The following is a 16,088-nucleotide window of genomic DNA, read 5'->3' on the forward strand; positions in this document are numbered from 1 at the left end:
CATGGACAGAAGGGTTGTGGACGAGCAAGGGTGCGTCTGGTATCGACTCGGCGCTCTGCCGGGGGTTGCCTCGATCACCTACGGCGTTGACCGTGCTGGGTTGAACCTGCAGGGCGGAGTTCCGCTGTTACAGGCGGGGCACATCAGCGACGGCCGCATCCGGGTTCACCAGCCCGCCTTCATCAGTCAGGACGAACACGCGGCGTGCACCCGGTCGTGGCTCCATGTCGGGGACGTTGCGATCGTCCTGGTCGGCCGGGTCGGCGATGCCGCCGTCGTCACACCGGGAGAACACGACTGGAATGTGGCTCGCTCTGTTGGCGTCGTCACCTGCACCGAACAGGGACGCCACGACGGCATCGGCTCGTGGGTGTCCTTTTGGTTGAGGAGCCCTGCCGCGCGGGCCTGGTGCCTCGAACATTCCGCGGGTACGGCTCGGGCTTCGCTCAGCGTGACAGCGCTGAGAGATCTCCCCGTGCCCATGCCGTCGACGGCCGACCGCACCCGGATTCATGACCTGCTGCGCGTCATCGATGAGAAGAAGGCCGTCAACGAGCGGATCGCGGAGGGAGCGGTGAAGCTGGCCGACGCCTACTTTGCCGACATACTCGCTACGGATCTCAGCCGGGATCGAGCGCCCCTTGCCCACGTGGCGAAAGTGGGTACCGGCTTGGCCCGCCCGACACAAGATGATCAATCACCAGCAGTGGGCTGGGTTACATCGGCTGAGGTCCTGCAGAGCACCTCTCCCCACCTGGACCAGGTCGCTCGTATGATCGCTGCGTCACCGGAGCACATCGTTCAGCCGGGAACCCTCTTGGTCGCCTCGACGCCCGGCGGAGTACAGACTGTCGAGACCCTTGTTCCCGTAATTCCCAGCCGCGGCATGCTCGCTGTTAGTCCGTTCCACGAGTCTGATCGCATGTGGCTCCTGCACGACCTGCGGACCAGGGCTTCTGAGCTCGTGCTGACGGCTCAGGGCAGGCAGGCACGTGAGCTCAGTAGGGGGATCTTTGAGCAGCAACCTGTCCGATGGCCTGATCAAGCGGTGCGAGAGTCGTTCGGGCGCATTGCCGGACCGCTCCATGAGCGGGCGAAGCTGGTAACCACGGAGAATCGCACCCTGAGCTCCCTCGCCAGAGCAGCATGGCATGGAATGACTCCCCCAAGCGGCTGGCCACCTGGCGACTCGTAGCTTCCAACCCCGACGACGAGGAACAAGTGAGCGATGGAGAATCACTCAGGATCTTACATCGGAAAGCGGTTGCGATAAGCGTGTAAATGAGATCTCAGATTCGAGGCTAATTATCGATGGCAACAGGCTTCCAGGAGCGCTGCTGCGGATGCTGTCGAGGGCTCGGATTGCGATTAGTTGCGCCGACTACCATGCGACTGCTCGTCCGTTGAGCAACGAAAGCTAACAATTCAGGATAATTCGCCATCCCCCTTGTTTCATCGTCATCCGTATGACAGGTTCCGAATGGTCTGGTGTAGAAGGGCAATGTATGTACGAAGAAGTCCGGCCAGCTGTCGAGCCACGCGCGTGGATGATTCGCGGTGGCCGAGAAGGGCAACGCGAAGCGCGGGCGCTGCACGAGGGACTGGTCATCGTGGGCTGGCATGAGGCCGGAGACCTCAGCCGCTACCCGAATCGAGAACAACTGGCCGAGGCTCTACGCCTGGCGTTCCCCACGGAGGCTCCAAACGTTATCCCCAACTGGACTGGGCAACTCTGGCGATTCACCACCGAGATCCGTGCCGGAGACCTGGTGGTCATGCCCCTGAAATCGCCCGCCAGCCACATCGCCATCGGCAAAGTCACCGGCGCCTATGAGTACCGAGCGCACGAGCCGGAAGACTTCCAACAAGTGCGCACGGTCGCCTGGCTCCGCTCGGACGTGCCCTTAACAGCCATCCGACCTGACCTGCGCGCCAGTCTGAGCTCATTGCTTACCATCTGCGGGCTGACGCGTAACAACGCCGCCAGCCGTATCGCCGACGTCGCCGACACCGGCGTCGATCCCGGCTTGGCAGGCGAGGAAGAAGTCACCAGCGCAGACGAACTTCTCGAAGACGCGGCCTCTCGCGACCCGGCCAGTCCACGCCAGATGACCATTCGCAGTCTGCTGGAGCACTGGGGTCAACGGCGACGTACCGGACCCGTCATCGCCACTATAAAAGCCGATCTGGCCAACAAAGGACTGACCACCCGCCCGCCCTTCACCGAAGGCTCGGTCAGCGACGAGATCGCCCTCGTCCCCCTCGGCACCGAACCAGGCTCCGGCGCCACCACCGTCGACGACACCACCAACACCGAGGACGTCTCGGAACCTGAGCATATGAGCCTGCGTCTGGGCAGCCTGCCCACGCCGCTAGTCTCCGTACCCAGCACGGCCACCCTGACCTACGCCAAAACTCTGATGGTGCAACGCCGGTTCTCCCAGATCGCTGTGATCGACTCCGACGGCACCTACCACGGAGCGATCAGCTGGGAGTCCATCGGCCGCGCTCACATCGCCGCGAACCAGCCTTCCCTCCAAGCCGCTATTGTCTCGGCCCGGGTCGTAGACCATGACGCGCTTCTGCTCGATCAGATCGAGGCCATCTACGCCGACGGCTTCATCTTCGTGCGCCACGCCGATCGCCTGCACGTTACAGGTATCCTCACCGCCGCCGACCTCACCGGCCAGTTCGGGAGCCTCGCCCGCCCCTTCGTCCTCATCGAAGAAGCCGAGAACAGGCTCCGGCGCGTCACCGACGAGGTCTTCGCCGTGGACGACCTCAGAGATGCCGTACAACCACACCGCAAATCAAAGGTGCACCGAGCCGCCGATCTCACCTTCGGCGACTACATCTTCCTTCTCAAGGACCCACAACGTTGGTCTCTTCTGCAGTGGCAGCTCGATCACCAACTTCTCCTTGCGCACCTGGACGAAGTCCGAGAGATCCGCAACGACCTGATGCACTTCACCCCGGATCCGCTCTCTCATGATCAGTACGGAACCATCGAAGGGCTACTCAGCCTGCTACGCACGGTTGATCCCAGACCATGAACAGGTATGCACGGAGGATCACAGCTCAGCGCGCCCATTTGGCGAATATCACGTGAAGTATCCACACGGTCACAACCTCCGGGTTAATGTCAGTCATGGAGATCGGGGAAGAGTGGGCTTATCGCGAGCGGCCGAGGGCACTGGCCGATCCCGTGCACCGCGTCACAATCGTGAAGATTCGGGATAGCGACGACTCAATCAGGATCCGCCGACTGGACGGCGACGACGCCGGGCTACAGGAATGGGTCTCCTACCCCTCTCTGCTCGACCGCTGGACCGACATCGAACCGCGGCTCAACGACGAGCGGCGCCTTTTAGCCGTCAGAGAAGTATCGTCTGCTGCCGGCGACACGGTGGAGTACGAAGCCGCGCTGCTCGTCGTGAAGACCTGCGGGCTTGGCCGACGGATGATCCTCGGACGAAGCAAGACCGAGACGGGGATCCTGCGGATCGACAAGCCTGCTGGGGTAGCTGATCGCCTGGGATTCACCGTCGAAGAACTAGCCGACGACCCTCTCGCGTTCCATGATCGCCATGGGACGCTGATCAGCCCCTGGCGGGTAGTACGGCGGCTGATGCCGACGATCGCTACGACATTCTCCGAAGGGATCATAGAAGCGATCCACTGGGAAGAAGGAGAACTGCGTTCGGAGATCCTCTGCGGGTATCCTTACCGGCCATCCTGGGAGGATGGCCGCGAGGAACGCAACGTACGGCTGCGCGAGCGCGAACCTGTGCACGCTTTGGTACGGCAGTGGTGCGGGCAGGAAGCTGTTGAGCGGTTCGATGAGCTGATCGCCTTGCGCAGCGAAGTTGTGCGGCTTGGCAAGCTCCTGGACCGGGCGGTCGAGGCACTACGCAAGCGCGGGGCTGCGGCTACCGCCGCCACCATTGAGAGCGACCTGGGCGTCCCCATCGCCATGCTGATGGAGAGAGATAGTCGTACCTGACACTGGCGGGTTCTTCCGGTCGTGATTCTCGTTCGCCTCGACTTTCCTCCTGTAGGTAGCGGTACAGGTCCTCCGGCGTCGGTTCGATGTCGAAGTTCGCCTCGGTCAGCAGGCTCGGCGTGTGCAGGGCATCCATGTGATCTGCCTGTGCTCGCGCCCACGTCACCCACTGCGCAATCGTTGCCCCCTGTGCAGGCAGAGTCGCCGCAAGTGCTTCCAGCCCCAGACAGAATTCGCGGATCGCCGCGGCGCAGGCCCATCCCTCCAGCGCCTGGCCGAAAACTCGCCGCCTGTGCTCTTCCCTTGCCTGGTCGGCGGCCTGCGCACGTTCCTCATCGCGCGCTGCTTGCCGCTCCGTCTCCCGTCGGTACCGTTCCTCCTCCTGGAGTCGCCACTTATCAGCGCGTTCCCGCTCAGCTTTCTCTCGAGCCAGGCGTGCCTGCTGGTCAGCCTCAGCGCACCGCTCAATCTCTTTGACGACCGCTCGTATCTTGTCTTCCAGACGTGAACGCTTGTCGTCCGCCCAGCACTGCAGACCGCGCCCTTCCCCCAGTTCGAGCCTGAGCCGGCCCGAAGGGACCTCGTCGTACTCTGGCGTGACCCGTTGCCAGGTGTAGAGCTTTCGGCTCCGGAGTTCCTCTTCGGTGTAAACATGAGGAACGCGGTCGAGTTCCTCCTTGATGTTCAGCCCGTACTGGTGCCCACGCGCGTGCGCGTGGAGGCCGCGTGGTTTACCCCGCCTGGATATGCCGATGCAATGGCCCAGCTTCAAAAGGTCCTCTGCTAAGGCGCGTACCACTTCCAGCGCGCGGCCGATTGTCGCGTCGGTGACGTCGATCGAACGACGATCTTCCCTCAGCCAGTCCGCAAGCTCGTAAGGATCGGTGATCAGGTCGCGGGCACTCAATCGGATGCGATTCCAGTCCGTCTCGTCGGGATGGGCGGCATCCTCCAGCCGGAGGATGAGATCCCCGCGGTCGCGACCGGTATGCAGGAGACGGAAGCCTTCAGGGATTAATCCTTGGCGCTTGGCCGCGTCCAGGGCCCGTCGATGAAGCGCCCTGGTGGCCTCGTCCGGATCACGGACGTGCAGCGTCCCTCCTTCGTTCTGCAAGCGCTTGATCAGTTCAGCCGCCAAAACGTGAGGTGATGGCGGCCTCAGGTCGGCAGGTCGTCTTCCGCCCTTGGAACTCACGGTGGGAGATGTCAGAGCCGCAGCGCCCCGGTAGTAGCCATGCTCAAGGTAGAAGTGTCCGGCTTCGGTTACTTCGGCGATCCAGACCCCGTCGCTCCGTGGGGTCGAAACCAGTCCCCTGTCCCGGAGTGCGTACACAGTACGAGCTAGATCACTATCCTTGGCGGTGACCGATTCACCCTCCGCGATGCGGCGCAGGGTCGCCATCTGGCGCTCGTTCAGCTTGGCCTGAGGCATATCACTACATGACACCAGGCCGCCACTATGTGCAACCGAATTGCGCGACAACGGGTTCTCAACTCATGAGCATCACAGTCGCGTGAATCACTCGGGTTCGGTGGAGACTCCCAAGGTTGGAAAGCTTGGGGACATTGGTGGCCCGAGGATGCTTGGCCCGCGGCTCGCCGCCGAAACGCGGCGTGAACGGCGTGCCGTGGAGGAGGTCGTGCCCACGTCGAGCGCGTCGGGGGACGAATGCCTGCTCGAACTCCTCTGCTGCCTGGAGCACCCGGGCCAGCTCAGCCGGGCGCAGGGCGGGCAGGTCGGCCTGCAGCGCGCCGATGAAAGGCATGGGCTCTCTGTCACAGTGACGCCCAAGCCGGTGAAGACCTCCGCGAAGACGGCAGCAGGTGACGCACCCACGCCTCTCATGCGATGGTCTCCGCCTCGCCAAGCACCTCGCCACCCTGTCGCGCTGCCCACACCCACTCCACAATCCATCGATGGGGTGGAGGGGCGACTTGGCTCAAAAGTAGATCCACCTTCCGCGCATAGTCGCCCCAAGAGCCGCCGCGAGAAGTGGCTCCGCAACCCTCTGACCACCGGCGAGCTAATGCGATCAACTATTGAAATCGGACGGTCAACTTTGCGCATGCGCCATACGGTTGCTCGGCGGTTGCTCTTCGGCATTCGGTACGGCGTGGCATGGGGCGCCATTCGTGGACATTTCGATAGACGACATTGGCGTCTAGGGTGGTACATTGAAATGCGGACTGACAGGGCTTGGCATTAATGCCATGGACTTTTAATCCGTAGGTTCCGGGTTCGAGCCCCGGGCGCCCTACCCTCAAAAACCGTGTCTGACCTGGGGTTTCTCGATTCTCGCCGCCTGCTGCGAGGGCCGAGGTTGGCCCGTGGTTGTCCGGCGGTTGCTCTTCGGCACGGTCCCGGCACACGGCCGGGCGCCGTGGGTCCCGGTTCGCCCTTGATTGTCAGGCCAGACCCATAGGAAGGCCGGGAAAGCATTCATCCGGAAGATCTGGTCGGCGCCTCGATCTAGGTTGTGCCTGGGACCGCGTCAAGATTTGATCATGGCTGTCATCTGTCTGCGGCCGCTCCACGGCGATCTCCTCGGGGGATCCTCTCCTGAAGCGGCATAGGCCGTGGCGGCTGGCTTTTCCTCGACTTGAAGGGCGTTTGTTGAAATCGGTGGGCAGAGCGGGCCAGGGGGAGATCGGGGAGCATCGCGAGCAACCGTGGGGCGGGCATCTCAGGCCGGGTTTGTGATACTCGCCAGTCAGGTGCAGATCAAGCCCGACCAGGCCGATAAGCGCCACCATGACCACACCTTCGTTCATCAAACGTGCCGCCGGATATGGGTGACAGCCACCAGGAAATGAACGGCCAGATGAACGCGAGAACCGGACATTGTGCCTGCCGAAAATTACGTCCAGGCAGCTCACGCGGCATGTGAGTATTCGTGGAGGACTCCGCCAAGCCGGTCTCGCCGTCGTATGTTCAGCTCGGCGATTCGCGTCGGATCCGTGATCGGGGCCGGGACAGCGCGTAGCGGAGCCGCTTGATCCAAGGCTTGGTGGGCGCGGTGCCGGTTGTAGAAGCGTTCGTACTCCCGTAGGGCGTGCCGCAGTTGGCGTTCATTCCGTACCAGGCAGCGGTCGAGCAGTTCGCGGCGGCATGACTGCACCCACCGCTTCATGACCGCGTTCATCCGCGGTATCCGGATACCAGTGAGCACGGTACGGATACCGGCGTCAGCCAAGATCTCGTCCATGAGAGCGGAAACTTCCCGTCCCGGTCACGGATCAGGAAACGGGCCCGGCAGCCCATGTCCTGTAGGTCCATGACGAGATTCCTGAACGCCTGGCCGACCCAAGCAGCAGTCGGGTGGGCGGTGGTACCCAGCACGTGGATGCGCCTGCTGGTGTGCTCGATGACGGCCAGGATGTACTGGCGCTGCCCCGTGAGGGTGACGGTCTCGATGAAGTCGCAGGCCAGCAGCGCGTCGGCTTGCGAGCGCAGGAAGTCAGTTGGCTCGGGGCGTGCGTGGCGGTGTCTTCATCACCGTGACGTCGGCCCCGGCGAAGATCTCGTCGAAGACGGCGGTGAACCTGGTATCCCGGTCACGGATGAGGAACCGAAACGAGGCGGCTCTGTGCCCGAGGTCCACGAGCAGGTTGCGGGCCTGCTGGGCGGTCCAGGCACCGGTGGGATGGGCGGTGACAACACCCAGGAGGTGCACGTGTCGTGTTTCCACCTCCATCACGAACAACACGTACAGACGTTCCAGGAAGATCGTGTCGATGTGGAAGAAAGTCACAGGCGAGCAGGCCTTTGGCTTGCAGCCGTAGAAACGACCGCCAAGAGGTGTCGAAGTTTCGTGACACCGGGCCGTGCCGGCGTGAACGCAGGATTCGTCGTACGGTCGCTTCGCTGACCTGTATGCCGAGGCTGACCAGTTCGCCATGGACCCGCCGGTATCCCACCTCGGATTCTCCTGGGCCAGCCGGAGGATCAACTCCCGGACCTCCTTGCTCGTTCCGGGACGGCCGACGCGGTGTGGGTAGGTCCACGAGCGTTTGGTCAAACGACGATGCCAGGCCAATAAGGTGCCCGGGGTAACCAGCCGATGAGCTCGCACCACCGACGGCAGGAAGCGAACCAACGCCGCCAAGAGCGCCCGATCAGCCCAGTCCGGCTTCGGCAGGCGCAGACCTGGCGCTTCAATACGGCAACCTCATGGCGGAGCACCATGAGCTCGACGTCCTTGGACGCCTGACCACGCCCAGCAACACCAGCCGGCCAAACACCTGAATTTAGATCAGATACAGCAGACGAACCGGTACGGATTGTGATCTTGCCCGCATGGTCTCTGGAGGTCAAAGCCGCAGATCAAGCACCACGCGATGAGTTCATGCGCACACCTGCGTCAGCCGGTTCATGGCTTCGTGTGGTGTCGCGCCGGCGCCTTGCCGAAAGGCGTGGTCGAAGCCGGTACGGCCGAGCCGGTCCACGAGTGTCTCCACGAGCGAGCGTAGTTCGCTGTCGCCATGGTCGAAGGCGCCGCGGATGGCGTGGCTGAGGCCGAGCGCGGTCGCCGCGCTGGACGGGTCGCCTTCCAGGAGCAGCAGCCGGGCCAGGAGCTGGGCAGCCGAGTGGGCGTCCATGTTCGCCTTCGCCGCGCGGACGGCGCGGGGCAGCAGATCGCGGGCGCGGGCGGCGTCTTCGGCGGTCAGGAAGTTGGCCAGCCGGGCGGGAAGCAGCCGGTTGCCGATGGTCTCGGCCGGGAGGGGCAGGGTGCGGGCGAGTGCCTCCATCCGGTCGAGCTCGTGCTCGGAGCGTTCGATGTCGCCGCGGCGGCGCTGCAGTTCGGCCAGGCAGCCGAGGACGTCCATCTCGAGCATCGGCTGGCCATGGTGCCAGGCCAGGCGTTCTGCGGTGTCGATGTCGTGCCGGGCGCCGGTCAGGTCGCCGGCGCGCATGCGCGCCGTGGCCAGGGCGAGGCGGGTGGAGATCTCGTCTTGGGAACCGAGCTCGGCGGCGAGGGCGATGGCGCGCTCGTAGGCGGTGATGGCCTGGTCGCCGTCGCCGTCGAGGGCGTGGATCTGCGCCAGGCCGGTCAGCGTCTTGGCCGTCCACCAGCGATCGCCCACGTCCTCGAAGGCGCGCAGCGCCTGCCTCATGGCGGCCAGGCCGCCCTCGCGATCGGCGTGGTCGCTGTAGTGCATGGCTTCGATCACGTAGGTGCAGGCGATCGCCCAGCGGTCCGCATCGCCGCGTACCCGGTTGATCTCCCGCCTGACCGGCTCGTCGAGCCCCAGGACCGCGGCTACCAGCAGGACCGTGGTCAGCAATATCGGGTAACGCCGCAGCGCGCCGGTGCGCGCGCAGTCGTCGATGAGCGCGCGGAGCCGCTCCGGGGCGATGCCCGATCCTAGCTGGCCGGCCACCGCGTGGATCGCGGTGAAGGCGGCCCGAGCGTCGGCGGGCAGCGCGTCGCCGAGAGCGGCGACCCTGGCCAGATAGACGTCGGCGCGCGCGTCGTAGCGGAGCATGACCCAGTACCAATACAGCGGGGCGAGGATCGCCGCCGCAGCCGGGGCGTTGTCGTCGTCGATGGCCGATTGCAGGGCGAAGATGAGGTTGTCGTATTCGGCCTCGAACAACCGCAGCGATTGCGCCTGCTCATGTGAGCGCAGCAGCGGCTCGTGGCGGGCGGCCAGGTCGGCGAAATGCCGCGTGAATCTGCGCAGGACGGCGTCGTGTTCGCCCGCGAGCTGAAGCTCGCCGGCCGCGTAGGCGCGGATGGTCTCCAGCATCCGATAGCCGTCGCCAGCACGCTCCACGATCGACTTATCGACCAGCGACTCCAGCACGTACACGACGTCGCCCGCCGAGAGGGCCGCATCCGAGCAGACGGCCCCGATTGCGGCAAGGCCCGTTCTGGCCGGAAATATCGCCATTCGGCGAGCCAGGGTCTGCTCCTCCTCGCTGAGCAGCTCCCAGCTCCATTCAATGACCGCGCGCAGGGTCTGCTGGCGCGGCTGGGCGGCCCGATTACCGGTACTGAGCAGCCGGAAGCGGTCATCCAGCCGCTGCGCGACCTGATCGGCGCTCATGGTCCGCAACCGTGCCGCGGCCAGCTCCAACGCCAGAGGCAGCCCGTCGAGCCGGCGCACGATGTCCATGACCGCGCCGCTCGTCGGCGCGTCCAGGACAAAGCCGGGCCGTACGGCTGTCGCCCGATCGGCGAACAAGCGCACCGCCGCCGACTCACCGGCCCGGATCCAGTCCCCATGCGCCGGAGGCAGCGCGAGCGGACCCAGCCGGCACAGCGTCTCCCCCATGACCTCCAGCGGCTCACGGCTCGTGGCCAAGATGGTCAGGTACGGCTGGCGCTGCAGCAGCTGACCGGCGAACTCCGCGACAGGACCGGAAATCTGCTCGCAGTTGTCCAGCACCAGCACGCCTTCGCCACCGGCCAGCAGGCCGGCCACCCGCTCCAGCGGCGGGCCGGACGGCGGGGCGTCGGCGACGCCGAGCGTGCCCAGCACCGCCTCGGGCAGTCCGTCGGCCGTGCGCACGCCAGCCAGGGAGACAAGCCAGACCCGGCCGCGCCGGTTGGCCCGATGCCGGCTCACCGCCTCGAGCGCCAGCCGGGTCTTGCCTACCCCTCCCGGCCCCACGACGGTGACCAGCCGTGAGCTCTCCAGGAGCCGCCCCAGCAGCCTCAGTTCGTCCTGCCTGCCGACGAAGCTGGTCATCTGGGCGGGCAGGCGTCCCGGCACCGCCCTCGGGTGGGCCCGCGGCAAGTGCAGTTTGCCCCGCAGGATGGTCAGGTGCGTCTTGCGCAGTTCCTCGGATGGGTCGATGCCCAGTTGCTCGGCGAGCGTGCGGCGGATCTGCTCGAACACCGCCAGCGCGTCGGCCTGGCGGCCGGCCGCGTGCAGGGCCCACATGCGCAGTCCGGCCAGCCGTTCGCGGAGTGGATGCGCTGCGGACGCCGTCGCCAGGTCGGCCAGGATCTCGTCGTGGTGGCCCAGCTGTAGTTCCGCCTCGAAGCGGTCTTCGAGGGCCGCGGTGCGCAGCTCCTCCAGGCGGGCGGCAGCCGTACCGGCAAAAGGGGCGTCACGCACGTCGGCGAGCGCGTCCGCCCGCCACAGCGCCAGCGCATCTCTCAGCAGCGCGGCTGCCTCCTGCGCGGCGCCCGCGGACAGTTCACCACGCCCGCGCTTGGCCAGGTCCTCGAACCGGATCGCGTCCACGTCCTCGGCGCGCACGTGCAGGCGGTACCCGGCGGAAGTCCGCTCCACGGCCGCGGACGCGCCCAGCGCCTTGCGCAGCCGGTGCACCAGCCCATGCAGCGCGTTGACAGTGCCGCCGCGCGGCCGCTCCCCCCACAAACCGTCGACGAGCGCATCGGCCGGGACCGTCTCGCCCCCGGCCAGAGCCAGCCGGGCCAGCAGCGCACGCGCCATGGCGCCGAGTTCGATCGGCGCGCCGTCGCCCGCGAAGGCCCGGACCGGCCCCAGCACCTCAATCCGCATGCTGCCCAGGCTATGAGGGACCACGACTCGCTGAGCGCCGCAACGAAGCGCGAACGAAGCGGCTCGTAAGCGGCGGTCTCCATGGTGGAGGGCGTACCGGAAACCACCAGAAAGGCAGTTGTGATGAAGGACGTGCAGAAGGTGCTCGACTGGGTCGTGGCCGAGGTCGGTGTCCCCGGCATCGTGGCCGAGGTGAAGGACGGGGGACGAAGCTGGTTCGGCACCGCCGGTGTGGCCGACCTCGAGACCGGTGCTCCCCGGCAGCAGGGCGAGTGCCTGCATACCGGCAGCTCGGGGAAGGCCTTCACCGCCGCCACCATCCTGGCGCTGGAGGCCGAGGGCAGGCTGAGCCTCGACGACACGGTGGAACAGTGGCTGCCCGGCGCGCTGAACGTCAACGGCTACGACGGCAACACGATCACCATCCGGCACCTGCTCAGCAACACCAGCGGCCTGTTCTCCACCGGGCTGGCGCCGGAGGTGGCCCAGCGCTACGCCACCCGTGCCGGCTTCCGTCGGCACCGCTTCGACGCCTACACCCTGCAGGACATGCTCAAGCTGGCGGTCTCCCAGCCGCCGGTCGGCGCGCCCGGCGAACGCTTCACCTACGCCAACGGCGGCTTCCACCTCGCCGGAGCGATCATCGAGGCGGTCACCGGCAACAGCTACGCCGACGAGGTCGAGACCCGGGTCATCCAGCCGCTCGGGCTGGCCGACACCTACGTCCGCCCCGCCGCGGACATCAGCTACCCCGACCCGCACCCGAAGGCGTACTCCAAGATGTTCTTCAAGGACGGCACTGATCTGGCGACGCTCACTGCGGAGAACTGGGAGTCGCTGCTGGAGGATCCCGGCCTGGCCCCCATGGACGTCACCGAGGTCAACTCCTCCGGCGCCTGGTCGGCCGGCAACATCATCTCCACCACCAGCGACATGATCCGCCTCGTCGACGCGCTCGCCGCCGGCACCCTCCTGCCGCCCGCCCAGCACCGCCACATGTGGACCACCGTCTCCACCGAGGGCGGCTACTGGATGCCGCACGCCCGCTACGGCCTGGGCCTGTTCGAGTTCGACAAGCAAGCCACCGGCGGCACGCCGCTGCGCGGTGTCGCCGGCAGCTTGTGGGGCTCCTGGTTCTTCGCGATCGGCACCGCCGACGGCCGGCACACCATGGCCGTGCACACCAATACCGAGTGGAAGTCCTGGGACGTCCTCTTCAAGCTCATCCACGCCGCTTTCGGCCTCACCATCGGCGCCTGAGCACCCGGCAGACCGGGCGGGGGCCGTGTCCCCCGCCAACACCCCTCACTCCATAGGAAATCACCATGACAACAACAATCCACCCGGACCGGCGCCTGCCACGTCTGGCCTCCGCGCTCGGACTCGCCCTCCTCGCCCCGCTGATCGCCGAATTCCTGCTGGGCAGCTTCCCCCTCACCTCTCTCCATCTGCTGCTCGTCACCGCTCCGTTGTACGGCGGAGCCGCGCTGCTCATCCGGGAAATCGTCCGGCGGACCGGACGCGGCTGGCCCACCATGTTCGCCCTCGCCCTGGCCTATGGCATCTTCGCCGAAGCCCTCGTCTTCCAGACGTTTTGGAACCCGGACTTCGAGGGCCTGCGCATCCTCGACTACGGCTACGTCCCCGCGCTGGGCACCTCCCCACCGTGGATCATGTACGTGCTCGGCATCCACACCATCTGGAGCATCAGCGTCCCGATCGCGCTCGCAGAATCCCTGTCCGGACCCCGGCGCACCACCCCCTGGCTCGGCACCCCCGGCCTGATCGTGACCGCCGTCGTGTTCGTCCTCGGCGCCGGGCTGATCTTCCTCAGCACCACCGCCAAAGCGGGCAACCTCATCACCGCACCCCGGCTCATCCTCGCCTTGCTCGCCGTCGGTGCGCTCCTCACGCTCGGCCTGCGCCTGGGCCAGACCGCCCCCAGCCCCCAGGCGCGGGCGGCGGTCCCCAGCCCATGGGCGATGGGCGCCCTGTCCCTGACCGCGACGACGCTCTTCATGCTCTTCCACGACGCCACCGACCTCAGTGGCCGCCTGCCGTACCGGCTGGCCCTGCCGATCCCGGCCTGGCTCAGCGTCGCGATCTACGCGGCCCTGCTCACCGCAGCCCTCGCCCTCATCGCCCGCTGGTCACGCTATCCCGGCTGGTCCCAGGCACACTTACTGGCGCTCGCCGGCGGAGCCACGCTCACCTACGCCTGGCACTCATTCCTGTGGCCCCCGATCGGCACCCACACCAGCCCGGCAATCGACCTCGCCGGCGACGTCGTCTTCGCGTTGATGGCCCTCGTCTTGCTCGTGACAGCAGCCCGGCGTCTCCCGCGCCACAGTCAGCGGCGCCGGAACAAGTAGACGTCTACCCCCCGCATTTATGTCACACCCGGGCGATCACTCTGTATCCGCCCGAGCACGCTCATAAGTACCGGTGTCGCGAAGGACTACACGCTCCTTCTCCGCCCCTTCAACTCCACCCCCTGATCCGCAAGATGAGCGGGAGTAGCAGCCCGTCCAACACTGTCCCTGTCAACTGCGTCACCAGCGGCTTCTACCTGCGGAAATGCCACAGATGGCGGCTGGTGCCGCCAGCCTTGCCGACAGGCCATCTCGCCCGTCCATAGCAACAACATCGATTTCTTCGGCGTCATCGACGTCAACGTCGAGGCCGAGTTGGCCAAACTCGACACCTCAGGGCGGCGACTGCGCCAGCTGGGGGCTGACCCCTGAAGCGGCTTGGGCTTCGGCTACCCGGCTTCTCCAGAGCGGGCGCGGCGGGCTCGCTCGCGAGCGGCGATTGGGTCGCCCGTATCCACATGAGTGCGGTCTCGGCTGCGCCCTAGCTATAGCGGTAGTCGAAGAGGGGTGCTCGATGGGCGCGTAGGTGACGGAGATGCTCAAGGAAACGCTGGAGGGGGCATCGTCCTGGCAATCCTGTCCAGCTGGCCCGCCTACGGCTACGAGATGGCTGCGGGAACAGGGCTTCTTCGATATCGGCGAGGGCACCTGTACTGCTTCAGAACCCGTCCATGCGCCTGACCTCGGGCTATGGGCGAGGACGTCTATGCATCCTGCGCGAACGCTTAAATATATTGAGCGAGTGCTTAACCTGGGCTCCAGAGGCGTCGCCTTTCGCAGCTCAAGAAGCCGGGTCCCATTCTGAAGCGGTACAAGGCCAAGCGCAGCAGGACGAGAGATCAGCGTGCCGGACTCGGTACAGCCCACCCCCCCGATACGAAGCGTATGATCGCCCATCGAGTCTGCGATCTGCACGGATGAATATGCTGCACCCGCACCATCAGGGTGTAGCCGAGCAGTTGATACCCGGTAGGCAGCGGGAAGTTGTCGACCCTGCGGATGCTCTTGATGTCCACCAGCGTCCCCTCGACGCTGAGATCAGCGTCGGCTCAAAGATCTGAACTGCCGTCGAAGGTGCTGTCTGAGGCGCAGGCTTCTAGCTGGGTGGCGATGCGGAGTCGCTCCAAGGCACTGTTCCGCGCAGCGTGCAGCTGCGAGAGAAGATCGTCAACCAGATGACGATGCGGGACCGCCAGGAGCCGGTCGAGGGTGAACGTGGCCGGGGCTATGACGGCGGCCGTGTGCCGTCGACGGACAAGATGAAGGTCCGGCACGCCCGGTCCAGCTTTGCTCGGCAGAAGGATCAGTCCATATTGATGGCAGATCTGAGTGCCACCCGACGAGAGCGCTGGAAGTGATGCCGGACCGCCTCGCCGACCCAGTCCTTCTCGATGATCGCCGCGATCTGGCCGCCGTCGGCATCGGGGAACAGCCCCACCGCCAGCTCGCACGCGGACAGCAGGGCCAAGAGGGCAGCGGTCCGTCTGCTCGGCGGCTCACCCCCGAGCGCCAGGTCGATACGGCCGCGGATCTCCAGCCTCAGGCTGGGGTCTCGCTCCGGATATCGCTTGTTGCCGAGCATGGTCTTCTGCATGGACAGTGCGCCTCGGGAGATGAGCCGGTCCAGCAGACGTTGCGCCCGCTGCGCGGAATGCAGCCTGTTGAACCACTCTGGGACTCCGATCGGGGCGGTCTCACCCGCCAGAGTGCTCAGCACGTCGTCGAGCTCGCCGTCCCCGGTCGCGGCCGCGTCCCGCACCCGGATGTTTCCGTTCCGCATCTCAATCCGGTTCCGGACGGCAAGCTCGGAGAGGATGCCGGCGGTGCTGACGAAGCCGAGGGGTTCCGAGGTGAGGAGGGGACGGCCATCCGTCTGGTGCGTCAGGAGAACGAGCTCTTCGGCGATCACCAGATTCGGGTCATCCATGGTTCCAGAGTGTGGCCGACGCGGACTGTTCAGGGTAGTCCCGCCACGTCTCCGGGCCTGGACCGCCGTTCCGGATGGGGAAACAATTCGTCGAGCCTACTCTGCATATTCGCGGAAGGGGATTCCAAAGGGTCCGGAGCTCCTCCGTGAATCCGCGGTGGATCTGCCGGCCGTACTGATTCGCGGTGTTGCCCAGGTCCAGCACCTCATCCATGAGGGCGAACGCCTCAGCCTCCGTGGTGCGGACACCCAGGTTCAGCGTGCCCAGGCAGAGGCGGCTCACCTTGAGCGCGGTCCGTCCAAGAGT

General features: G+C 65.9%; 11 protein-coding genes and 1 tRNA gene. 6 read left to right on the forward strand and 6 right to left on the reverse strand.

Annotation, left to right across the window (positions count from 1 at the left end; translation table 11 throughout):
• Nucleotide 1 precedes the first annotated feature (1 nt).
• From ACIBKY_RS53540 to ACIBKY_RS53550, 3 genes are all read left to right on the forward strand, one after another.
• Nucleotides 2-1,195, forward strand: coding sequence for a hypothetical protein (locus ACIBKY_RS53540; protein WP_397110153.1), 1,194 nt, complete (start codon nt 2-4; stop codon nt 1,193-1,195).
• A 310-nt stretch (nt 1,196-1,505) separates the two neighbouring features.
• Nucleotides 1,506-3,053, forward strand: coding sequence for a CBS domain-containing protein (locus tag ACIBKY_RS53545; protein WP_397110155.1), 1,548 nt, complete (start codon nt 1,506-1,508; stop codon nt 3,051-3,053).
• 95 nt (nt 3,054-3,148) lie between these two features.
• Complete coding sequence (locus ACIBKY_RS53550; protein ID WP_397110157.1) at nt 3,149-4,003, forward strand: hypothetical protein; 855 nt, start codon at nt 3,149-3,151, stop codon at nt 4,001-4,003.
• Here the strand turns inward: ACIBKY_RS53550 and ACIBKY_RS53555 are convergent.
• Both ACIBKY_RS53555 and ACIBKY_RS53560 read right to left on the reverse strand, forming a co-directional pair.
• Nucleotides 3,930-5,435 (reverse strand): hypothetical protein, encoded by a 1,506-nt coding sequence (locus tag ACIBKY_RS53555; RefSeq protein ID WP_397110159.1) that lies wholly within the window; start codon nt 5,433-5,435, stop codon nt 3,930-3,932. The two genes, ACIBKY_RS53550 and ACIBKY_RS53555, sit on opposite strands and share 74 nt — an antisense overlap.
• A gap of 58 nt (nt 5,436-5,493) precedes the next feature.
• Entirely contained in the window at nt 5,494-5,769 is a 276-nt protein-coding gene (locus ACIBKY_RS53560; RefSeq protein WP_397110161.1) for a hypothetical protein, read from the reverse strand.
• Between the two features lie 398 nt (nt 5,770-6,167).
• On the opposite strand from ACIBKY_RS53560, the gene ACIBKY_RS53565 reads away from it, so the two are divergent.
• Nucleotides 6,168-6,261, forward strand: a tRNA-Lys gene (locus ACIBKY_RS53565).
• A 615-nt stretch (nt 6,262-6,876) separates the two neighbouring features.
• Here the strand turns inward: ACIBKY_RS53565 and ACIBKY_RS53570 are convergent.
• The 3 genes from ACIBKY_RS53570 to ACIBKY_RS53580 form a co-directional block, all read right to left on the reverse strand.
• Entirely contained in the window at nt 6,877-7,209 is a 333-nt protein-coding gene (locus ACIBKY_RS53570; RefSeq protein ID WP_397110163.1) for an integrase core domain-containing protein, read from the reverse strand.
• Between the two features lie 252 nt (nt 7,210-7,461).
• Nucleotides 7,462-7,755, reverse strand: coding sequence for a hypothetical protein (locus tag ACIBKY_RS53575; protein WP_397110165.1), 294 nt, complete (start codon nt 7,753-7,755; stop codon nt 7,462-7,464).
• Between the two features lie 592 nt (nt 7,756-8,347).
• A complete protein-coding gene (locus ACIBKY_RS53580) occupies nt 8,348-11,482 on the reverse strand; it encodes a BTAD domain-containing putative transcriptional regulator (RefSeq protein WP_397110167.1) in 3,135 nt (1,044 codons plus the stop codon).
• A gap of 123 nt (nt 11,483-11,605) precedes the next feature.
• On the opposite strand from ACIBKY_RS53580, the gene ACIBKY_RS53585 reads away from it, so the two are divergent.
• Together ACIBKY_RS53585 and ACIBKY_RS53590 are read left to right on the forward strand one after the other, a co-directional pair.
• Nucleotides 11,606-12,742 (forward strand): serine hydrolase domain-containing protein, encoded by a 1,137-nt coding sequence (locus ACIBKY_RS53585; protein WP_397110169.1) that lies wholly within the window; start codon nt 11,606-11,608, stop codon nt 12,740-12,742.
• Between the two features lie 65 nt (nt 12,743-12,807).
• Nucleotides 12,808-13,854, forward strand: a complete 1,047-nt coding sequence (locus ACIBKY_RS53590; RefSeq protein WP_397110171.1) for a hypothetical protein — start codon at nt 12,808-12,810, stop codon at nt 13,852-13,854.
• Nucleotides 13,855-15,157: 1,303 nt separating this feature from the next.
• On the opposite strand, the gene ACIBKY_RS53595 is transcribed toward ACIBKY_RS53590, so the two are convergent.
• Nucleotides 15,158-15,781: a GPP34 family phosphoprotein gene (locus ACIBKY_RS53595; protein ID WP_397110173.1), complete on the reverse strand. Its 624-nt coding sequence runs from the start codon at nt 15,779-15,781 to the stop codon at nt 15,158-15,160.
• Between the last annotated feature and the right edge of the window lie 307 nt (nt 15,782-16,088).

Source organism: Nonomuraea sp. NPDC050394, from assembly GCF_044459065.1.
In the GTDB taxonomy this organism is placed as follows: domain Bacteria; phylum Actinomycetota; class Actinomycetes; order Streptosporangiales; family Streptosporangiaceae; genus Nonomuraea.